The 22,725-nt window shown below is 42.4% G+C and carries 18 protein-coding genes; 1 reads left to right on the top strand and 17 read right to left on the bottom strand.

Annotated features, from left to right (window positions below; genetic code table 11):
* Nucleotides 1–53: 53 nt before the first annotated feature.
* From AKG39_RS06135 to AKG39_RS06125, 3 genes are all read right to left on the bottom strand, one after another.
* Entirely contained in the window at nt 54–2,363 is a 2,310-nt protein-coding gene (locus tag AKG39_RS06135) for an ATP-binding protein (protein ID WP_050739497.1), read from the bottom strand.
* Nucleotides 2,360–3,478, bottom strand: a complete 1,119-nt coding sequence (locus tag AKG39_RS06130; protein WP_050739496.1) for a metallophosphoesterase family protein — start codon at nt 3,476–3,478, stop codon at nt 2,360–2,362. Before AKG39_RS06130 ends, AKG39_RS06135 begins: the two co-directional genes overlap by 4 nt.
* 614 nt (nt 3,479–4,092) lie before the next feature.
* On the bottom strand, nt 4,093–5,241 hold the full coding sequence (locus tag AKG39_RS06125) for an iron-containing alcohol dehydrogenase (protein WP_050739495.1): 1,149 nt from the start codon (nt 5,239–5,241) through the stop codon (nt 4,093–4,095).
* A 369-nt stretch (nt 5,242–5,610) separates the two neighbouring features.
* On the opposite strand from AKG39_RS06125, the gene AKG39_RS06120 reads away from it, so the two are divergent.
* Complete coding sequence (locus AKG39_RS06120; protein WP_050739494.1) at nt 5,611–6,762, top strand: 1-deoxy-D-xylulose-5-phosphate reductoisomerase; 1,152 nt, start codon at nt 5,611–5,613, stop codon at nt 6,760–6,762.
* A gap of 192 nt (nt 6,763–6,954) precedes the next feature.
* Here AKG39_RS06120 and AKG39_RS06115 read toward each other — a convergent pair whose 3' ends face one another.
* From AKG39_RS06115 to eutA, 14 genes are all read right to left on the bottom strand, one after another.
* Nucleotides 6,955–9,936, bottom strand: a complete 2,982-nt coding sequence (locus AKG39_RS06115) for a methyl-accepting chemotaxis protein (RefSeq protein ID WP_050739493.1) — start codon at nt 9,934–9,936, stop codon at nt 6,955–6,957.
* Nucleotides 9,937–10,078: 142 nt separating this feature from the next.
* The gene (locus AKG39_RS06110) at nt 10,079–11,470 is read right to left on the bottom strand and encodes an APC family permease (protein ID WP_050739492.1); all 1,392 of its coding nucleotides are present in this window, start codon (nt 11,468–11,470) and stop codon (nt 10,079–10,081) included.
* Between the two features lie 200 nt (nt 11,471–11,670).
* Nucleotides 11,671–11,952 carry a hypothetical protein gene (locus AKG39_RS06105; RefSeq protein WP_050739491.1) on the bottom strand — a complete coding sequence of 94 codons (282 nt, stop codon included), beginning with the start codon at nt 11,950–11,952 and terminating at the stop codon, nt 11,671–11,673.
* A 63-nt stretch (nt 11,953–12,015) separates the two neighbouring features.
* On the bottom strand, nt 12,016–13,065 hold the full coding sequence (locus AKG39_RS06100; RefSeq protein ID WP_050739490.1) for a DMT family transporter: 1,050 nt from the start codon (nt 13,063–13,065) through the stop codon (nt 12,016–12,018).
* Between the two features lie 76 nt (nt 13,066–13,141).
* Nucleotides 13,142–13,828, bottom strand: a complete 687-nt coding sequence (locus tag AKG39_RS06095) for a hypothetical protein (RefSeq protein WP_050739489.1) — start codon at nt 13,826–13,828, stop codon at nt 13,142–13,144.
* 150 nt (nt 13,829–13,978) lie between these two features.
* Nucleotides 13,979–14,617: a phosphate propanoyltransferase gene (gene pduL, locus AKG39_RS06090; protein ID WP_050739488.1), complete on the bottom strand. Its 639-nt coding sequence runs from the start codon at nt 14,615–14,617 to the stop codon at nt 13,979–13,981.
* Nucleotides 14,618–14,633: 16 nt separating this feature from the next.
* Nucleotides 14,634–15,398: a hypothetical protein gene (locus tag AKG39_RS06085; RefSeq protein ID WP_050739487.1), complete on the bottom strand. Its 765-nt coding sequence runs from the start codon at nt 15,396–15,398 to the stop codon at nt 14,634–14,636.
* Nucleotides 15,399–15,466: 68 nt separating this feature from the next.
* On the bottom strand, nt 15,467–15,760 hold the full coding sequence (gene eutM, locus AKG39_RS06080; RefSeq protein ID WP_050739486.1) for an ethanolamine utilization microcompartment protein EutM: 294 nt from the start codon (nt 15,758–15,760) through the stop codon (nt 15,467–15,469).
* 21 nt (nt 15,761–15,781) lie between these two features.
* Nucleotides 15,782–17,290 carry an acetaldehyde dehydrogenase (acetylating) gene (locus AKG39_RS06075; protein WP_050739485.1) on the bottom strand — a complete coding sequence of 503 codons (1,509 nt, stop codon included), beginning with the start codon at nt 17,288–17,290 and terminating at the stop codon, nt 15,782–15,784.
* 3 nt (nt 17,291–17,293) lie between these two features.
* Nucleotides 17,294–17,881 (bottom strand): BMC domain-containing protein, encoded by a 588-nt coding sequence (locus AKG39_RS06070; protein ID WP_050739484.1) that lies wholly within the window; start codon nt 17,879–17,881, stop codon nt 17,294–17,296.
* 3 nt (nt 17,882–17,884) lie between these two features.
* On the bottom strand, nt 17,885–18,541 hold the full coding sequence (gene eutL / locus AKG39_RS06065; RefSeq protein ID WP_050739483.1) for an ethanolamine utilization microcompartment protein EutL: 657 nt from the start codon (nt 18,539–18,541) through the stop codon (nt 17,885–17,887).
* Nucleotides 18,542–18,562: 21 nt separating this feature from the next.
* Nucleotides 18,563–19,465, bottom strand: a complete 903-nt coding sequence (gene eutC, locus AKG39_RS06060) for an ethanolamine ammonia-lyase subunit EutC (protein WP_050739482.1) — start codon at nt 19,463–19,465, stop codon at nt 18,563–18,565.
* Nucleotides 19,466–19,484: 19 nt separating this feature from the next.
* Nucleotides 19,485–20,852, bottom strand: coding sequence for an ethanolamine ammonia-lyase subunit EutB (gene eutB, locus AKG39_RS06055; protein WP_050739481.1), 1,368 nt, complete (start codon nt 20,850–20,852; stop codon nt 19,485–19,487).
* A 234-nt stretch (nt 20,853–21,086) separates the two neighbouring features.
* Nucleotides 21,087–22,526 carry an ethanolamine ammonia-lyase reactivating factor EutA gene (gene eutA / locus AKG39_RS06050; protein WP_050739480.1) on the bottom strand — a complete coding sequence of 480 codons (1,440 nt, stop codon included), beginning with the start codon at nt 22,524–22,526 and terminating at the stop codon, nt 21,087–21,089.
* Between the last annotated feature and the right edge of the window lie 199 nt (nt 22,527–22,725).

Below are 22,725 nucleotides of genomic sequence, written 5' to 3'. Positions count from 1 at the left end.
CATTACTTAGGGGCAGAAATTTAGGGTAAATTTTTATGCAAAACTCAATTTTTTTATAATTCGATGGTATGAAAGTCCTGACCCAGTGATTTCAGGGTTTTTTCTTCGTCCATTCCACAGGTAAAGAGAATAACCTGCCTACGCCGGCTCAGCTCGGCCAGCAATTTAAGGGCCTGAGTTTTTCGCTCGGCGTCGTATCGGGCAAAGGGTTCATCCAGGATAAAAGGAATGTCTCGATCTAAAGCATCAGAGATGCCGTAGCGAAAGGCGAAATGTACCTGATCCATGGTGCCGGCGCTTAACTGTTCCGCTTCTCTGAAGTTGCCGCCATCGGGATCGACAACTTTCACCTTCATGCGATCATCGATTTTAACCCCCTGGTAATGATGGGTTACCTCCCCCAGAATGGCGCCAATTTTTAGATTAAGCTCGGGTGCCGATTCATGATGGGATTCTTTCTGGGTGCGTTCAAGAATTTCAAGGGCCGCATCACAGCCTTTTATTTCCAGGTTACAGGTGTCAATTTGAGCCGTTAATGTTTTTAGCGCCTCACTGGTTTCGATGGGCAAACTGACCCCTTCCATCAGGGTACTGTTCTCCCCTTCCAGACGGGCAATTTCTTTGCCCAGATTGAGGATTTCCTCGGCTTTTGGTGTGGCCTGTTCCCAAAGGGTATTACCCCCCACGATTTTTCCGGCGTTGACGGTTTCATAAAGACCTTCCAGCAAGCGCTGGTTGGTATTCAAGCGAACCATCAGTTCATCAAACTGCTGACCTTTTTTGCAGCCTTCAACATAGACTTCTATGGATTTGACCTTGTATTCAGCCAGGCGATTGGCAAATTCCCGGGTGATACCCCGATGTTGCTCAAACAGAACTTCAAATCCAGCCTGATGCCGGGATTGCTGAATCAATAATAGTTCACCTTCGTTTTTCATCTGTTCCAGTTCTTTCTGGATTCTAAAGGCTTTTTTATAATAGGTTTCATATTCCTCTGCTGTTGCCACACCGTATTTCACAAAAATCGAATGCTGTTCGTCATTGATGGTCTCAAGCTCCTGGCTGCGGCGCTTCTTGTTGTTGGTCGCCGGCACATAAATGGCACTGACCACTCCGACAAGGGTCATGGCGATTCCAAGGGTTAATAAGATACTTTCCACGGTTTCATCCAGTGGCAAGGTACCATTCATCATGGTGCCAGCCAGACCAATCCCGAAAATGATTAGGCTGATGAGCACAATACTGATGCCGAAGCTCGATTTTTCTTTCATGGCCTCTGGCACCCGCTTGAACTCAAGAAAGTTTTCATAATCCTTAGCGATGGTTTCCCAGGTATTGCCATTAAAGCAGCCGCGTTTGGATTCTTCTTTTCTGCGGATGTTTTTAATTTGATGGACCAGATCATCCATTTCTTTTTCGATATAGTTCATTTGGTCGCTAAGACGGTCAATTTGATTTTCAATAGCTTTAAGACCTTCCAGGGTCTTAAAATTAAAGCGGCTATAGTCGTCCCAATCCTTGACTGCTTCTTTAATCTGGTTGTTTTCTTTTTCAAGCTGGGTAATTTTCTCATAGGTCTGGAGGAGTTCACGTTTCCGATTTACCACGGATTCTTTGACCAGAAATTCGTTTTCGGATTCGATCTGTTTCATTCTCTTTTGATAGGCAGCAATGGTTTTCTGGTTTCTGGCCACCTTTGCATAGGCTTCTTCCCCGTCTCTGAGAGCGACAAGCAGCTCATCCCGTTTTCGCACCGCCGCCCCGACCTTGGACTTGCTTTGACCGGATCGGCCAATGGTTTTCTTTTTTTCTTCCAGCCTTCTGATAATCCCGTTGAAATTCATATCGTTGCCGTCGGCATTTTTTCGCTCCAGATAGCATTGGCGAATTTCTTCCTGGGAACCGGATTCGAGTTCAAAGGGTAGCTGGCGAATGTTTACGGTATTGTTATAAATGCCCTGGGTGATTCCCAGGTCCCCCAGGGGCAGGTGTTGACGGATGACCCCATCGTATTTAAATTCCTGGGTAATGTCTTCTCCGGTGGTATTATCGTAAATCATCAGGCTGTCTTTGCCTCTGAGAAAATTACGTTCCAGGCGAATTTCCCGGCCATCCACCTCATAAATCAAGGACCCGCTGTAATCCAATTGTTCCCAGGGCATGTATTTTTCATACTCCATGCCATAGGTTTTCTTTTTTCGGTAGGGTTTGTAAAAGCCAAAATACATGCCCTGAATAAAGGCCTGGGTGGTTGTTTTTCCAGCTTCGTTGTTTCCCTGAATGAGGTTTAACCCGGGTTCCAGGTTGATGGTTTTATTTTGGAACTTGCCAAAGGCGTTCATTGTTATTTTTTTTATTTTCATCTTAATAGACCCTCTCCCACCATGGCTTCAATGCTGTAGATCATGGCTTTTTTTCTGACTTCCGGATCCTGGATGTTTTTTAGGGCTTCTAAAAATTGTCCCACTGGGTTGTCTTTGTTTTCTTCCAGCAATTGTTCGATATCAATGTCCGGTTCCAGCCTTGATGTGTCTGTTTCCACATAATAAAAGGCCTCTTCCAGGTCTTCATCGATCCAGTCAAGCTGTATTTCCGGGTCGATAAATCCGGTAAACTGGATGCGATAAAAATCCTGTTGTCTTTTTTCATAGCTGTCGCAGTTTACCACCATGTCGATAATTTCATTGTATGACTGCTCGGGTCCAACCACGATTTCCCTGGTTTGATAGCTCCGTGACGGAATCGGATTGATGCCACTGGTTGTTATAAATTGTTGATTTTCGGTGTCGACTTTAATCCGGGAAACCAAAAATCCATGCTCTCCGGTTTCGCCAAAGTTAAGGGGCACCGGTGACCCGCAGTAGGCGGCTTTTCCCGGGGATATTCCCGGTTTATGAATATGTCCCAGGGCAATGGTGTCAAAACCTTTGCTTTCCAGGAGTCGCAGATCGAGTGGCAGATAGGTGCCCTGACCACCGACTTCGCCGTGGGCCAGAAGGATGTTGTAACGGGTATCTTCGAGTTTCAGGGCATTAAAGGATCGTTCGGGAAATTCCCGGTACTGGTTTTTTACCCAGGACATGCCAAATATTTCGGTATTCAGTGATTCAATATAAACTGACCGGAAAACATCTTCTTTAAAAATATAAACATTTTTGGGCCAGATAGCTTTTTCATAGGGTGAATTGTCACCGTGATAATCGTGATTTCCGGTGATGATCACCACCTGGGTTTGTTTAAGAGAACCAAAGGCCTCTGCTACCCGTTTCACATCCATGGTTAGGACGTTAGCTGAATCGAAAAGATCGCCGGCGATTAATATCAGGGGGATTCTCTTCGCATTTGCAAATTCAATGGTGAATTCAAAGGCTGTCCACAATTCTTTGCGTCTATTTTTTCCGTAATAATTGCCTTGCTGCTTAAAGGTAAAGGGGCGACCTAGGTGAAAATCACCGGTATGAATAAAAGTTGTCAGCATCCTCTTTCCCTCCTCTATATTAAATTTTTAGATAATTGCGAAACTGGTATTCCTGCTGGTTAATAAACACAATGTCCCTGGCGGACAGTTATTTACTTTAGGTGTTGCTCCAACGATCAATTGTTAATCGCTGTGTGCTGCAAGATCGTACACCTACGGTGTTCGCCTTGATGCACAGGGTCTGACCCCATGGTCACAGCTTGATGTAACAATTGGTCGTTGGAGCTGCTTTATGTTTTGTGTACTGTCCAATGACAGTAATTATTTAATAAACCAAACGCAGGTATTAAATGGTCTTTTATTTGTGCGTTTCCAATGTTTTTCTAAATTTTATGGTTTTCAATATTCTATTGAATGCTTTATTATATCATTTTTTTAGGAAGGATACAGTAAAATTGCATATTTTTTGCTGAATGACTTAATTTTTTACAAATAAAAAAGCTCTCTGAATTTCAGAGAGCTCTGTGTTTTGTCACATTACTATTATAATACTGCAACGTAAGTCCCGGGGACAATCGTAACATCAGTTGTCGGCATCATGGCAAACAGGCTCGCCTGTCCGATCATGCCGCCGACAACGATTTGCCATTGTCCCCGGGACGATTTATGCCGGTTTAAAAAGCGGCTTTATAGATGGCCATCACTTCTTCTTTGGTCGGGCATTTAGGATTTCCGCCGGTGCAGATATCGGCCAGTGCCAAATCTGCCAGTTCGCCGAAATCTTTTTCCTGTACGCCGATTTCTTTGAGGCCGGTGGGAATGCCAACGTCTTTAGACAGTTTCTTAATGGCATCAATGGCCATGATATTGATTTCTTTTGGTTCCCGCCGACTCACATCAACACCCATTGCCACGGCAATATCTTTTAAACGATCGCCGACGGCATCCGCGTTAAAGTGCACAACATATGGCAGCAGAATGGCATTGCAAACGCCATGGGGAAGATCGTAGAAACCGCCCAACTGATGCGCCATGGAATGAACAATTCCCAGGCCGCCGTTGGAGAATCCCATCCCGGTGACAAACTGACCATAGGCCATGGCGTCACGGGCGTCTAAATCTTCGCCATCAGCGACGGCTTTTCTCAGGCTTTTGGAAATAACTTTAATGGCTTCCAGATTGAAAAGATCGGTGAATGGGGTTGCGCCGGCGGTGGTATAGCCTTCAACCGCATGGGTAAGTGCATCCATCCCGGTTGCCGCCGTTAAGGATTTTGGCATCTTGATCATTAATATTGGATCATTTACCGCTACGGTTGTCAGACAATTGGGATCGACGATAACCATTTTTAATTTACGATCTTCGTCGGTAATAACGTAATTGATGGTTGCTTCACTGGCTGTTCCGGCGGTGGTGTTAATGCCTACAATGGGAAGCGATTTGTTGGCGGTTTTACCAACGCCTTCGTAGTCCCGTAGATCTCCGGGGTTTGTGGCTAGAATGGCAATCCCCTTGCCGGTATCCTGGGGTGAGCCGCCGCCGATGCTTATAACAAAATCGCATTCGTCATCAAGAAGTTTTTGATAACCTGCGTTTACATTTGTAACGGTTGGGTTGGGTTTAACATCTGAAAATATGGTGTAGTCAATTTTTGCAGCATCTAAAACATCAAAGACAATTTTTGCCACGCCGGCATCAATTAATACCTGATCGGTGACAACAAGGGCTTTTTTTACATTCATTCTCTGAATTTCAGGAACAATCAATTCAACTGCCCCCGGTCCCATAATCACGATTGGTGGAAAATAATAGGTTTTTGCCATAACAGCACCTCCAAATTTTATTCGTTTACATGATTATATTCCAAAGCAATGCGGTAAGAAATGGAATATTTTACTTCTTTGAGATACATTATTGAAGCAAATTATTATTTCATCCCGGTTTTTTACCTGTGGCCAACCTTTACGGACAGTATCCACTTTCGGTTTCACTTGAACGACCAATTGTTAATCGTTGTGTGCTTCAAGATCGGACACCTTCGGTGTTCGCCATGATGCACACAACTTGATGTAACAATTGTCGTTCAAGCGTACTTAGTGTTTCTGAACTGTCCGACGTAGAGTGTGAAAAATGATAATCTTTTGACAAACAATTATGATATAATAAGAAGAAAAAGAACGGGGTAGTGATCAATGAAGAATATTAGTATTATCGGTTCCACGGGTTCCATTGGCACCCAGGCGCTGGAAGTAGTTTCTGAAAACAGTGAAACATTAAATATCGTCGGTTTATCTACCAATACCAGCATTGGTTTATTAGAAAAGCAAATTGAAAAATACGAACCAACGATGGTCTGTGTGATGAACAAGGATTGTGCGCTGATTCTTGAGAAACGTTTAAAATCCAAGGGAAACAAGGTTGTGGTAGTCACCGGTATTGAGGGGCTCATTGAGGTCGCCACCTTTTCCGGCATTGACATGCTCCTGACGGCGGTTTCCGGAATGATTGGTTTGCGGCCAACCCTGGCGGCCATTGACCAGGGTATCGATATTGCCTTGGCCAACAAGGAAACCCTGGTGGCAGCCGGAAAAATTGTAATGGAAGCCGCTGCGAAAAAAGGTGTGGCGATGCTGCCGGTGGACAGCGAACATTCAGCCATCTTCCAATGTCTGATGGGCAATCGGCACGATGAAATTGACCGGATTATCATCACCGCTTCCGGGGGACCGTTTCGGGGCAAAACCTGGAAGCAGCTCCAATCGGTAACCCTTGACCAGGCCCTTAAACATCCAAACTGGTCCATGGGTAAAAAAATCACCATCGATTCCGCCACCTTAATGAATAAGGGGCTCGAGGTGATTGAGGCCAAATGGCTTTTTGATTTACGCAATGAACAGATTGATGTGGTAGTTCATCCCCAGAGCATTATCCACTCGATGGTAGAATTTGTGGATCATTCAACCATGGCCCAGCTGGGCATGCCGGATATGGCCCTGCCCATTCAAATCGCATTTTTCCATCCCCATCGCATTTCCAATCAGCGCCAGTCCCTGGATTTTCACCAGGTTCGTCAGCTGACCTTTGAGGAACCCGATCTGAAAACCTTCTCCTGTCTGCAGCTGGCCTACGATGCCCTGGAAGTCGGCGGGTCGATGACCTGTGTGCTCAATGCCGCCAACGAGGTATCGGTGGCCCGGTTTTTAAATGAAGAAATTCATTTTGTGGATATTCCCCGAATTAATAATATGGTCATGGAAAAGCATTCGGTGATTGCCAACCCAACCCTTGATGAGGTATTGGATGCGGATGCCTGGGCCCGGCAGATTGCCATGGGCATCAAATAATTTTAACGTAAAAAAAGACAATGAAAATTCATTGCCTCTGACTTGTCGATAAAATCAAAAAGTAAGTCCTGGGGACAATCGTAACATCAGTTGTCGGCATCAAGGCGAACAGGCGACAGCCTGTACGATCTTGCAGCCGACAACGATTTACCATTGTCCCCAGGACGATTTTAACACCAATAGTCATCCGTCTTATTTTGTCTTGGTTAATTCGAATTTGCTGACCATGTTTTTGAGCATTTCCGCCTGACTGTAGAGTTCTTCACTGGCGGCGGCGCTTTCTTCGGCGGTAGCCGAGTTGGTCTGAACAACCTGGGATACCTGCTCGATGCCGGTGTTGATCTGGTTGATGGAAACGGTTTGCTCGTTGGAAGCGGTGTCAATTTTACTGACCAGGGCGGCAACTTTGGCAACCCTGTCCACAATTTCTGTGAGCGACTCAGCGGTGTTGTTGGCAATGACAGTCCCTTCTGAAACCTTGGAAATGGAACCTTCAATCAGTTCGGCGGTTTCTTTGGCAGCTTCGGCACTGCGTCCAGCCAGAGTACGGACCTCTTCAGCCACCACCGCAAAGCCCTTGCCCTGCTGTCCAGCCCGGGCGGCTTCCACCGCCGCATTCAGGGCCAAAATATTGGTCTGGAAGGCGATATCATCAATAACCTTGATGATGTTCGAAATCTTAGCCGAGGCGGCATTGATTTCTTCCATGGAGCTAAGCATCTGCTGCATCTGGGTGTTGCCGTCTTCGGCATTTTTCTGGGCAATGCGGGTCAGCTGATTGGCCTGGTTGGCATTTAAGGCGTTTTCTCTGGTTTGAACTGCCACCTCAGTAATGGAGGCATTGAGTTCTTCCATGGAGCTGGCCTGCTCGGTAGCGCCCTGGGCCAGGGCCTGACTACCAAAGGATACCTGTTTGGATCCGGAGGCAACCTCATCAGCGGAATGGTTGATACTGCCGAGAATCGCATTAAATGACCGCATGGTATCATTCAGGGAGTTTTTGATAATCGCATAACTGCCCCGATAATCCCCCTCCATGAGTTGGGTCAGATTACCGGCGGCCATCTGTTCAAGCATATTGGCCGCCTCGTTGATGGGCTCTTCGATGGAATCCAGAGTCTGGTTGAAGCCCTCGACGATATCCCGATAGCCGCCGGCAAATTTTGTCGCATCGCTGCGGACTTCCAGGTTACCGTTAATCCCGGCCTGGGCCAGATTTCGGGATTCTGTAATCAGATTGTCAATGGTGGCCAGGGTGGCAATGATCGATGGGATCAGCTTATCGTTATCGGAGCGCTTGCCAATGGCAACAAAGTCGTTAAGCCGACTGGTATTGCCCTGGGAAATATCGACAAAGGCATCCTGAACCGTGAGCAGACCGGCATGAACCCGGTTGATTTCCTCGGCAAACTCTGCCATATTGCCTTTATAGGCGCCTTTCATGGAAATAGTGTAATCATTGACGGCCATTTTATTCATCACCTGGCGGCCCTCATTGATGGGTGCCAACAGGGCGCTTAGAGTATTATTAAAGCCCTTGATGATTTTACGGAAATCGCCGCTGTGGCGAGTGGCGTCCGCCTTTATTTCCAAGTGACCGTCGGTGGCTGCCCGGGCCAGCATTTCGGCATCGGACACCATGGCATTGATATTGTCAATACAGGAATTCAGATTTTCTTTAATGGTATTAAAGTCGCCATGATAGGCGGCGATGATTTTTTCGGGTATATCCCCGCGGCTGATTTTATTAACATAGTCTGCCGACATATTGAGGGGCTCGACCACGGCATTTAACATATTATTGACGCCAACCACTATATCCCGGTACTTGCCCTGGAATTTGCCGGCATCGCCGCGGATCGATAAATGGCCATCGGTGGCCGATTGAGTAAGCATTTCTACCTCAGTTTCGAGATTCTTCAGATTTTCTACAACTTTAATTAAACTCTTGGATTGAACATCCTTATCTGATTTCACGTCCACCTGAATATTGAGATTTCCCAGCGAGATCTGTTCTAGTGTCATAATATTTTCCTGAATGTTTTCCGATAATTTTTTGAAGGATAAACCAAGCATTCCCAGCTCATCCTGACGATTGATAATTTCATTGGGAATTTTATTTTCAAAATCTCCTATTTCAGCTTTATGAAAGAGCTCGGTAATTAAAACGATGGGGTTGACCACACCTTTAATCAAGTTCATAAGGATAATGCTTAAAATAAGCAGGGTTAATAAAAACAAACCAATAAGCTGGTAAATCAGCATCATTATGGGTTTATTCAGTTCGCTTTGGGGTTCCATAATGGCCAGTGTCCACCCGGTTTCGGAAATGGGTGCATAGTATATATTGTTTTTTCCAGCACTATCCGTAAAAACGCCAGTTCCGGTTTCACCGCTGATAATATTCACCCCAAGTTTTGACAGACTCTTATTCGAATCTTCCAACAGATTGACACTCATCGCCTTGGATACATCCAGGTCTGCGATATAGAGGCCCGTTTGATCCACAAGAAAAGCCCGTCCAGTTTCGCCAACCTTAATTTCAGTGACCATTTTCTGGATACTGCTCAAGTCGATGTCGCCAGTGACCACACCCCGGAAATTTTTACCGCTGTCGTAAAAGGCTTGAGTAGCAGTTACCACAGAAATTCCCAGAATGTCGTCTTTATATGGTGGTGACCAGGCAATTTCATCGTTTGCATTTTTTCCAACTACATACCACTCCTGGTTGGGATAGTCATATTCGTCTGTACTGAATTCCGTTTCAGAAAAGATGATATTTGAACCCTCACGATAGGCATACGGACCGAAATATTTTTGCTCGGGCCGATAGCCGTTGTATTCATACCAGACACCAGCACCATATGTGTCATCGTTGAGGCCAATGTATTGGGTGATAAGATCACTATACGCCTGGGTTGTCATTTGATTTCCGGTTACACCAATGGTCTTTCCTAAACTGCTGACAACATCGCTGTGGTTACCCAGGGTTTGTTCAACTCGGTTAATTGTACTGTCGAGTTGCAGGTTCATGCGTTCTTCTATTTGTTTATTCTCAGTATAAATGCTGAGAGTAATAACCGTTATTCCGATTAATAGTAATGCCATTGCAACAAATGCTAATACTAATGATGTTACTTTATTTCCAATTGACTTTCTGTTAAACTTATTCATTTCAATCTCCGTCTATAAATTATTGTTGTGAATTTGACGTTTGTTTGTAGTGCGGGCGTTGGTGTGGCTATTTACGTTGCGGGCGGGTAATACCCGCCCCTTGGGATTGAACTGACGTTTTCATAAAACCAAGATGCTATCATTAACTGGTTTTCACTCCCGCTTTTAGCATCTTTTTTTTGCCGGTATTTTCTTTTCTTGCATAGAGCCAGAAAGGAACAAAAAGGAAAAGGACGAGAACCCCAATCAACGCCGGGGCCATGCCGTAGTCTAATTTATTGATGTAGAAAATCCCTGCTAGATATAAGGGAATATTCAACATACAAAAACCAAGTCCGACATATTTCCACCATTTTGGTGCAAGTATTTTTTGGTCTCCCTTGGCTTTAAAATAAGCAAAAAGGGTGATGCCATTGGCGATAACATAGCCCATGGCCGAGCCGGCGACAATGGCAGATGGGGTTCCAATGAAAATCAAAACAAAATTCAAAATAGCAATTGAAATCATGGCCTTGACCGGTACCCCGTATTTATTTGTTTCGGCTAATACTTTCGGCAGATTTCCTTCCACCGCCATTGACTGCATCGCCTGCGATGAACCAAGCAAGGCTGTCTGAATGATTAAAATCATCGATGCCATGAGCATAATGACTGTTACAAATGCGCCTGCGTTACCAAATGACATCTTCGCCATTAAAAGCATTGGTGAATATGGTTCTTCGAGAATTCCCTGGATTCCCAGTGTCCCGACACATGCAGTTTGGACCAGCACAAAGGTTACCAGACAAATCAGTCCACAGAAGAATAATGCTTTCGGTAAATCTTTCTTGGGCTTTTCATAATCCGGGGCATAAACTGCGGCGGTTTCCCAGGCGCAGGCACTCCATTGAGCCATTGCCATTATTCCCAGCAATATCAGGATGTGGGTAACATCCCAGCTCCAGGTTTCTGGAAATAAACTCACTGCTGTAATATTACTTAACTGGAACTGTCCCGTTACAATGGGCACGATCGACAGAACGACGAGTGGGATCAATGCAACCACCGCCAGAATATTTCCAATCATGGCCCCGCCGGATAAACCTTTTCGGTTAATAATGATTAGGACTGTAAATATAACTGCTCCGGCCACCAGTGAAATCGACTTTTCGGAAAAACTGCCCAGGGCAGGTATCATTCCATGTAAATATGTTCCGATCAGAAGTGAAAAGATTGCCAATACCGGATTCCAGGCCATCCAATAACCCCAGGCGCTAAAGCCGCCAATAAATTTGTTTATGTCATAATCTTCGGGACTTTTGCCTTTGAAAATTGCCTGAACATAACCCGGCAAGCCCCGGGCCTCGGGGTACATCAGCGCAAAGTCTCCATAGGCGATGTTTTGAAGAAAACCCTGGGAGATTGAAAGCATCCAGACAATGATTGAAAATACGCCGACGTAACCTGCAAAATACCCGATATTCGGAAGAATCAGCATTGGTACGCCTAACGCGATAACCAGTCCTTGCTTCCAACTAATTTTATTTGATTTCATTTTTTACCTTTCTGCATTATTCTTTACTGATATTTTTTCGATTATAAAGCTATAAACTACACATCTATAAATATCGATCAGAAAAATGATTAAAAATTTAGCAAAACACTAATCAGAAAATTATCGCCACCACAAAGCGGGACAATTTTTTATCAGCATTTTGCTATAATTATGTTGTTTATACTTTTATGATCGTGTGTTTAAAATAAAAATTCAGGTATGTATTTTTTTGCCCGGGTTGCGCCGTATTCGGTGATAGCATAAGTTACAACCAGGTTATTATCCTTGTCTTCCTTTACATTTTTAACTTCCACCAAACCAACGCCTTTCATCGACATCAAATGGTCGTCAATGGCAGTCTCGTTGCATTGTTTTTCATTTCCATATATAGGTTTCAATTGCGTATGAAATTGATGGGGTGTCAATCCCCCTTTATTCTTAATCAATAGATTGATCATATAGAATCTTACTGGCGCTTTCATAATTTAATTCCTGCTTTCTATTTTTTTTTATATAATCGTAGCCTAGTTCCAGAATTTTTCTATCTACTCAGCATCTTTTATCGGAATTAACTCTGATGGTTTCCCCTCAATATCCCTTAACGAAATTAACTCTGAAGGCTTTCCAACCACAAGCACACAACCGATCAATAAAACAACTAAACCAATAAAGAAGTTAATCTTTAATGTCGCACCAAAAATAATAACACCTAAAACTGTGGCACTAATTGTCATTATTGGATTAATAGCCATCGAACGGGCTGCCCCGGCGGCATTTCCGGCCCGATAGTAAAAATAGTAACTTCCTCCAGCAAATAGAGCAGCACCAATCATCCATACCGCCGATAATGATGATATTGACTCAAAGAAGTATCCCCAGGAAACAAGTCCTAACCCTGAAACAATTGGAATAGCTAAAAATGAAAGTAATCCTGAAATAACAAAACGGAACCCAATCGCAATTTCCGGATCAACAAAATCCATTCCTGCCGTTGCAACAACCATTTCTAAGGCCCAACCAATTGCACATACTAATGCAAATAACACCCCTAAATAAAAGTGCGGATAAGCTTCTCCTGATGGTGGAATCCAGCCTACTGTAATTGCTCCTGCAACAGCTAAACCAATTCCAATCCAGGCACGTCCGTTTATGTGTTCTTTTAAAAACAATCGTGACGCCAGTGCCCCAAATGCGGGTAACATCGCCGTGAAAATAAGGGAATACACCGGTCCACACAAGGTAACAGCTGCCATATAGCTGCCAAGTGCCAATGGTCCACCAAAGAATGCTGCCAGCATAATAAATCGTCCTGGCTTTGTTTTGGCAATTCTAAGATACTCTCGATGTTTTCCTGCCTGTGCATTTTTTAGGAAAACAAGAATTGCTGCTATACCATCTTGCATGGCAGCCATAATCATTGGTATTAACATCAAACTCATCAATGCTAAAGAAGCAAATGGTTGCTCCCCCATTGCAAATGTTTGAAATGTGGGTCCGACACCGTAGGTTAATCCTGCCGTTACTGCCCATGCGATACCATATTTAACATACTTAAGATTTTTTTTGTCCAGTCGGGCTTTTACGCTTTCATTCATTAAAATTCTCCTGTTTCTTTTTTTATAATCATAATTATAATCTTTTTCAGCTATCGTTTAAAGGTTTTTTATCTGATCAAATATAGGTAATGGTTGTGTTGCTTTCTCTAAACACATCGTTTGCATAGGGAGTCACCAATGTCCCGGTTTTTAAAACAATGTTTGGTTCCACCGCAAGCTGTTTTGCCAGTTCAAAGTTGATTAGTTTTTTCACCGTACTGCACTTGGCAACAGGTTTTATAACGGTTGCAGTCGATTCTTCCCGGATCTCTTTTTTGGCAACTTCCGGCAATGCCGCTTTTCCCTCAGAAATGAGGCTGCTTTCCAGGGCCACAATGCTCATAATACGAACGCCGCACAATTCCAATTGCTTTTCATGATCTCTGAAAACATTGTAGAACACCGGATTTGCAATTGCTTTGTACATCCGATATTCAAGACCTTCTTCGATCACATAAACATTTTTTCCGGTCAGTAAAAATTGACGTAATGCCCGGGTTTTACCATTAATGGCAACGCCATTGACCGAAGCGGCCATTTCATCGATTGAAAGCTTGCTAATCACCAGAAATTCATATCCCAGAAAATCATTATTATCTTTGATCGCCTCTAAAAACACCGCCTCATATCCTGGGATCGTTACAGCAGTGCCATCGCATTGAAGAAACTTTTTACCTGAAATCGCTTCGACTTCTGTTTGATACTGATTAATTTTTTCAATTAAGCGTTTGAACACTTCGTTGGTTACCAGTTCCAGGTCCATTTACTCACTCCTATTCTAAGATAATTGCGAAATATATGCTGTCTGTTTATATAAACAATTGTTTTTATGAAACGACAACAATTCTGTCGGGTTTATTTTTATACATTTGCGATTGACTGTCTCATTCTTCGAAAACCAAAGGTGAATTTTCTACTTTTTCACAATCAATCCTAATGTTCTTCCTGCAAGGTTACAAGCATTTGCCTCATCATAATCGATATGCATATAAGTATCAAATTTATCGGAAACCCTGAGGTTAACATTCTTGAAAATCATCGGTCGATCGGTTTTCACTTCAATGTCCAGACGATCACCATCTTTTAATGATAAATTTTGAGCGTCTTCCCGTGACATGTGAATATGTCTTTCCGCCACCAACACGCCTTCGTTAAGATATAATGTTTTTCCGTTTGCACTGATTTCGATGGGCGCTGTTCCCAGAAATTTTCCGCTTTCCTGAACCGGTGCCTTGACACCTAATATTTTGGCATCGGTTTTTGAAACTTCAATCTGTGATTTTTTTCTTTCCGGGCCTAAAATCACAACATTTTGGAGCTGCCCTTTTGGGCCGATAAGCGTTACCCGTTCTTTGGCAACGAATTGTCCGGGTTGAGATAACGCTTTGATGTTTGTCAGCTGATAATCTTTTCCGAATAGTTTGTCGATGACCTCCCGTGACAAATGCACATGGCGGCCTGAGGCTTCAATCTCAACATAGCCCGATTTTTTGAATCTTGTGTAAATTTTATCGAAAATAATCTCGACGATTTTTTCTATTTGATCGCTCATCTCTCGCCTTTCAGTATTAATGATCTAAATACTTAAAGATAATAATATACATAATCGATGATAAGCGGTTATATTCCTGCATCAGGTCGTTTCTTCCAACAGTTCCATCTGCCAGCTTAAACGCTTCATAACAGGCCACTTCAGTTTTTCTGATCAATGCCCGGAGTGAATTCAATAGGATCGGAATTTCACCCAGTTCATATGTAATATTAAATAAGTGTTCATGACCAAAATATTTTTTGGGGTTATGTGACATTTCTCGAATTTCCTGGTGACTCAACCCCAGGAGTTTACTTGTCGATAGTGTTTCGTTTAAAACTTCTGCTCTTGATAATTCACCGATATATTTAAATATCTCTCCTAAATCCAAAACAAGATCATTTAATTTAAGTTCATTAGCTCGTAACTGAACCTTCATTATTTCTCCCATTAACAAATCTATTTCGCCTCTGAGTTTAATCCGTTTATGATCCTTATTAACAAGTAGATTCCCATAAACCTGAGTCATGTGCTCCGGTTTATCATCTAAAAAACCACCGCTTTCCAATGTGAACCTGCCAATTTTCTTCGCTGCCATTTTAGAAGCATTTTCCATAACCTTTGTCGTTGGTTTTTGATCGGTGTCATCGTCGGTTAATACCAGTTTCAACTTATGATCTGCCAGTACGGACTTAGCCGAAGGGGTTACTATCGAATCTTTTGGAAGTCTCAATTCGCTATTGATGATCGATTGCCCACTTTTTATAATTTTTTTTATGCCATCTTCAGTTATTAAATTCATTGGTTCACTTCCTTAATTAAACTAAAGTGATGTGTCCCCACATCACTTAAATCAATTGTTTAATCGACCTAGTTATCAGAACCTTTTTCCTTTGGCAACATTTCATTAACATCCGCATGTGGCCGTGGAATAACATGGACTGAAACTAACTCGCCAACTCTTTCTGCTGCGGCAGCACCTGCATCAGTTGCTGCTTTTACTGCGCCAACATCGCCTCTAACCATAACGGTTACCAGTCCGCTGCCAATTTGTTCTTTTCCGATTAAAGTAACATTTGCTGCTTTTACCATTGCGTCAGCTGCTTCAATTGCTCCTACTAAACCACGTGTTTCAATCATTCCCAATGCATTTGTATTTGCCATTTTTTTTACCTCCAAGTAAAATTATATATTTAATTGATTTATCAATTTTTCGAAAATCAGATCGGTAACGCGGTCAAGTTTATTCTCAACGGCTCGATCCAGTTCTGTGTCGCTTACTGTTTTTTTAACTTGATTGTTTTTACAATCACACTCAATGCTAGCTCGTATTTCGTCCAGCTCTTTGACACCGTAGGCTACACGCCTTAAATTAAGTAAGTTCACCGACGATATATTATCAGATGTTGCACTTCCGCCAACGGCACCGCAACCCAGGGTAAGGGCCGGCAATAAATTGGTTGTTGCGCCAATTCCGCCTAATGAACCGGAAGTATTGACCAATAATCGACTGACTGGCTTCCTTAACGAAAATTCTCTGATAATTTCTTCATTATTTGAGTGAATAATCATCGTATGACCGGCACCCTCATTATTTAAAACTTCAATCGATCTTTCACAGGCTTTTGTCCAGTTATCTTCAATAAAGTAAGCTAAGACAGGGCAAAGCTTTTCTCGTGAAAATGGAAAATTGTGTCCAACTCTGTTTTCCAGACCAATGAGTATTTTTGTATTCTCAGGGACTTTGATCCCTGCCATTTCAGCAATATATGGTGCTGTTTTCCCGACAATTCTAGGATTCATTGTCATCTTAGGTGTCAGCATTATCTTTTCCAGACGTTCTTTTTCCGCTGGTGTCAGCATATAGCAACCCTGTTTTACGAGTTCTCTTGTTACTTCCTGTTCCGATTCTTTTTCAATAATAATCGACTGCTCTGATGCGCAGATAACACCATTATCAAATGTTTGTGAATCGATGATAAGCTTGATGGCACGGGGAATATCCGCACTCTTTTCGATAAAGGCCGGGCCATTCCCCGGTCCGACACCAAGCGCCGGATTACCGGATGAATAGGCAGCTGCGACCATTGCCTCGCCGCCGGTTGCCAGTATTAAACTGGTGTTTTTATTCTTTAATAGCTCGTTGGTTCCTGCCATCGATATTTCTGTTACACAACCCATACAGTCTGCCGGCATTCCTGCTGCTACGGCCGCCTCTTTGAGCACTTTTATGGTCTCAATGATACAGTTTTTAGCCGTTGGATGGGGTGAGAAAACGATTGAATTCCCTGCTTTTATGCAAATCAGCGCCTTATATATAGCTGTTGATGTTGGGTTCGTGGATGGAATTAAAGCAGCCACTACGCCAACCGGAACTGCCACTTCATACATTTTTTTTGTTTCATCAGTACTGACTATTCCAACTGTTTTCAAGTCTTTTATGCTATCATACACAACCTTTGAGGCAAAATAGTTTTTAATTACTTTATCTTCTGTTTTCCCAAATCCAGTCTCTTCATATGCTAATTTCGCAAGCTTTTCGAGGTTTCGCATTGCAGCGTCTTTGATCGCTTCACAAATACAATCAATTTCTGATTGATTCATTTGTGCAAGTTTCATTTGTGCTTCTTTTGCCTTTTTCAGCAATAAGCGTGTTTGTTGAATTGATAATAGATCTTTGTCTACTAACTCCACAATTTATTCCTCCTCTTTCTTTAATTCATTTAAAATATTTGCTACAAGATCAAATTTACGAGATCTTTTGATTTTTTCTCTGCTAATTCCTTTAATGTTTATATCCCGGGCTAATTTTCTTAACCTGGAAACGGTCATAAGATTTAGCGCTTCTTCCGAGTAATCATATTCTTTATCGTTCGCCACTGCCGCTGACGATAAATCTTCGGTGATCGCTTCTTCACCATGAAGTATCTCTTCAGCATTAAATTTCTCTTCTTGAATATCCACTGTAGCAATCTTCACGGGTGCAGCACAGGTCAGCTCTTGATATCTGGACGACTTGCCTGAGCTGAGCATTTTCTGAGTCTGATCGTCAAGTCTTGCTATAATAGTATGTCTTTTGTATTTTCCTACCAGTTTCGCCGCTTCTACCCCTGCGGCAATACTGGCTGATACAGCGGCAACATCCCCTTTGATAACGATCGATACAATCCCACCTGACATTTTTTCAAACCGCACAAATTCAACATCAGCGGTTTTAAGACAAGTATCCAGTGCGTTCACAGAGCCTACAAAACCAACCGTATCGATGATACCGACGGAATTCATTTCTTAACCTACTATCGGATTATTTGCAATGTATTGAACGGCTTGGGCAAAAGCATCACAGGCTGCTTTACAAGCGGATTGTGAACCGGTCATCAATGCACCGGAAAAGTTTGATGTCGCAGTTGGTGGTAGAAAGGTCTTGCAAATTTTCACATCCGCAGCTTTTAAAGCCGCGTCGATACCATAGATTGCTTCAATTGGTGGGGCAATGCAATAGGCTATCGGCATTCCGGCAGGTATTTCGCATGTTTCTGATAAATAACTGCCGGTACTTGATATGCAGTGGGACAAATAAATGGACTCTCCTTTATCATTCGCATTTACGAAAAAAGCTCCGTTTTCAATATAATCGGCGCATGCGTCCAGACCGCTCTGTACTTCAGCAGGGTTTTCGCCTGCCAGGATACCAAGGGCTTCCCCGGCAAAGCTTGTAAAAATACCAACAAATGCCGAGAACAGGCATTCTCCGTAAACGACTTCGACATCCGCTGCTTTTGTTGCCTCATCAAGAGCGATAAATGTGACATCATCAATGGAGCCGGTAATAAGACCGATGCTCCGTTGATGTGGTTTAAGATTAAGCGCCTTGGCTAAATCGTCACTTACATTTGGTATCATATTCTTGCAAACAACATTAGCGCGTATAATTTCTCCTAACACTGGTTAATCCTCCTATCCAATTTATACTAATTTTAATTCTACGCCAGACATTTTATGCGTAAGCATGGTCTGACAAAGCTCAGCTATTTGGGCACCTGCTTCAACCGGTGCTGTTCCCATTGCATGAATGTTTGAAATGACAGTTCGTCTGGCTTCTTCCATCCCCATTGTTGGTTTATAGGTAATGTATGCTCCCATCGATCCGGTGGAGTTTAATCCTGGTCTTTCGCCGCATAATACTGCAATAACGTCAGCATCTGTAAGTTCTCCGATTTCGTCACCGATGGCAACGCGGCCATTTGCTACAAAAAACGGTGTTGAGTAAGTGATCCCCAGTGATTTCAGCCCCTGCTGGAAAGCGGGAAGGAAATCTGCGGCATTTTTTTCAATGGCGCGCGAGCTTAGTCCATCGGCAAATACAATTTGCACATTCAGATTCTTAACCGTATTTTTTTTGACAATTTCTACTGCGTCATCTGTCAATTTTTTCCCGGTATTGGGATTTTTAAGGTATTCTGCTTTATCAACAGCAATTGTGGAAAGTTTGATAAAGCCGAGATCATCAATCAGTTTTTCATCAACATCTGACCATACCGCATTTTGAGCGGCTGAATGATCTGCTACAAATCTCAAATATGATTTGGTTAAAGGTCTTGGTCCTGCTCGCCAAATACCTAAGCGACCGGAAGTAAATTCTTTCATTTTCATGTATCCATCGCGATCGTATGGATTTGGAACATAGAATATATCCTGCATCGTTTCCGCGGTCACATCTTCTACAAAGCCATCATCGCTGTTATCTGCCGTTGCCGTCACAATTGATTGATTCTGCACAGAACCCGTTCCTGCTTCAGTTAATTCTTCTTGTATAACATTTTTAATAATGTCACGAATTGTATCTTTTAAAGTAGCTTCATTTATCATTTTATATCACCCCTTCTTTTTACTTTAAGAATATTGAAGCATCGCCGGCTTTTTCGGTAAACATACCGTATTCGTCGAGTATCTCCATTTTTTGTAACCATTTTTCAAATTCAGGTATTCGTTTCATTCCGGACAGTTCCAGAAGTGATTGCCAGTCATGATTACCCAGCAATTGATAGTTAAGCATAATATCATCACCCATTGGTGCGGTTACAAAGGCAGGCATACCGGCGAGTGCCAGTAATAATGCCAGGTTTTCAGAATCATTTTGACTGGCCGGCATATGGTTGGTATAGCAGACATCCACACCCATTGGGAATAATGATAATGTCCCCATGAAGTGTTCTTCAAGGCCGCCTCGCAATTGTTGAACTGAATCGTAAATATATTCCGGTCCGATAAATCCAACTACAGACATGACATAGAAGGGATCATATCGTTTGGCATAACCATAGGTACGGGCCTCCAGGGTTAGCATATCAACTCCCATATGGGCATCACAGGAAAGTTCTGAACCTTCTCCTGTTTCAAAGTACATGATGTTTTTCCCGCCGGAAATACATTCGCGTTTTCCCAGATCATAAGCATCATCAAGCATTGTTGTGGTTACGCCAAATGATTCATTGGCCTTTTGCGTACCGGCAATGGATTGAAAAATCATATCTAAAGGTGCACCTTTACGAAGCGCCGCCATTTGTGTCGTAATATGTGAAAGCACACAACTTTGTGTTGGTATTTCCCATTTCATTCTAAAATCATATAATTTTTGCAGTAAGAACGTTGTTGATTCCACCGTATCTTGAACTGGATTCAAACCAAGCATGGCATCCCCAACCCCATAAGCAAGGGATTCGTAGAGTTCTGCAAAAATACCATCGATATTATCGGTTTGATGATTCGGTAATAAACGATTCGCGGCAATACCACGTTGTCCGATGGTTGTAACACAGGTGGCAACATTATCAATTTTTTTAGCGGCATAAACCAGGTCCATATTTGACATAATTTTTGTAACAGCGGCAATCATTTCTGCTGTTAATCCAGTCGCGATTCTTTGAATTATCGGACCTGTTGATGTATACAACATCATAAAGTCGCGCAGATCTCCCACCGTCCAGTTTTTAATTTCCCGATAAACGGCTTCATTAACCTGATCCTGAATGACTCGAGTAACATCATCAAGTTCATAGGGAACTGCTGGATTGTTTCGAATATCTGATAATAACATATCCGCCAATACGATTTTTGCAGCCGCTCTTTCTTCAGTTGAAGATGCAGCTAAACCTGCCAGCTGATCACCGGATTTCTCTTGACTTGCTTTTGCTTGGACTTCATTAACATTTTTAAATTGATAGGTTCTTCCAAACAATACGGTTTTTAGTTTCATACTTTCACTCCTTATTTTTTAGATTATCATATAAATGACAACCAATACTTTGTTTAGTTTAGCTTTTAGTTAACTAATCAAAGTGCCGGTTACTGCTTCCAATAACCGATACTTTGATCAGTTCCGCCTTTACTAAAAATCCACAACAAATTTATATCATTGAATTTTTCGCATACTCCAAGTTGTTTATATCAGTAAATGATACATTGGTGTCTTTGAAAATTCCTATGTACACTATTTAAAAATCAATGTTTTTACAACAACCGGCAATACCATCCCCCCGGCAATCGGATTGCCAATATCGATATAATCGCCATCACTGACGACAACGCTATCGATACAGATAACCGGATGGTCATTATTCAACAGTCGCTTAATTGTTTGTCCCAATACTTTAGCAATATCCTTTTCCGCAACAATAATAATGGGATAATTATGTTTTATCAGCGCCTCCAGACCTTTGATCAATTGTTCTGCACACATTTCTATTTGCTTAAACGACGGTGAACCGATGCCTTCAAAGGCAATCGCAACTTTTTGAAATTCATCTTCCAGCTTAAACCAGTCAATGCGCTTTCCTACTTCATCTGCGATTTCAGAGATAATGCTTTTATCGGTAAATTCTATTTTCGCAACCGGAATGTTTTTTAATGGCAAGGCTGATTTGTCGTAGGTCACTGTACTGCCGCTAATATCGGTGGTGTGTGAACCGGCACCAACGACTGTCGCGCGAATGGTTTCTTCAGCATCTTTCACCTCTAATTTTGTGAACAATTCCGATCGCCGGATTTCACGGCCTAAAATAATTCCCATATCCTGGTATTTGAAAACATTTTCTTTTTCGTCGTAATGGTAAACAATATCTGCGACGCCTCCAGAAAAGGTAAGATACTGGACCGGTTTTTTTATTTGCATATCCTCAATCGTAAGCATCATATCGTAATATTGATCTTTAGCTTTGATCCCCACCACCGTTTCGAGTTGATGCACCATTATTTTTGCCAATTTTGATAAACTTTCTTCATTTGCCATCTGACCCAGCTCAATATTGAGCGTTTCAGCTTTAATAATTTGTTTTATTTTTTCATTGATGTAGATAATTTTTCCCTGTTTATCCATTTTTACTAAACGACCGCCAATATCCAGACATCCTGTGGCAACTGTATCTCCGTGATCAAAAAGGACTACATTGGAGGTTCCTCCTCCGACATCAATGTTTGCTACAACCGCATTACATTCTTTAGAAATCTTGTCCGATCCGGCCCCCTTACCGGAAATGATACTTTCTAACACCGGCCCGGCCGTTGCCACAACAAAATCCCCGGCATAACCACTGAGTTTATGTAAAACTTCACTGGCATTGGCGCGCCTGGCTGTTTCTCCGGTAATAATAACGGCGCCGATGTCAATATCATTTTTTTCAATCGCTGCATTGGCAAATTCTCCATCAATTATTTTCATGACTTCACTCATGTCAATACGATCATCTGAAGTTAATGGGGTAAAATATATTTCACTTCGATGGACGATTCTTTTGCCAATAATTTCAATCCGCGCGATATTAAAACTTGACGCCATATTTTCAAGCAGTATCTTGGTAAATACCAACTGCGTCGTCGATGTCCCAATATCGATTCCGACACTGAGAATCTCCTGTCTTTTAAAACTTTCCATAATTTTTCCACCTCTAAGTTCCCGTACAATTTTTTAAATCACCTTAGGCTATTACCTTAAAAAAAATGCGACGCAGTTTAACTTATAACCATCGATTAATCGATGTTTATACTTTAAGCTGCGTCGCTTATTTACCTTGCTTCATTGCAATGTAATGGTTTAAATTTTTAAGTGCAAATTTCTGTATTGCTTTTTTTTT

The sequence above is a fragment of the Acetobacterium bakii genome (assembly GCF_001263355.1).
GTDB lineage: Bacteria > Bacillota > Clostridia > Eubacteriales > Eubacteriaceae > Acetobacterium > Acetobacterium bakii.
Note: the sequence above shows the minus strand (reverse complement) of the source record. Positions and strands in the feature narration are given on the sequence as shown.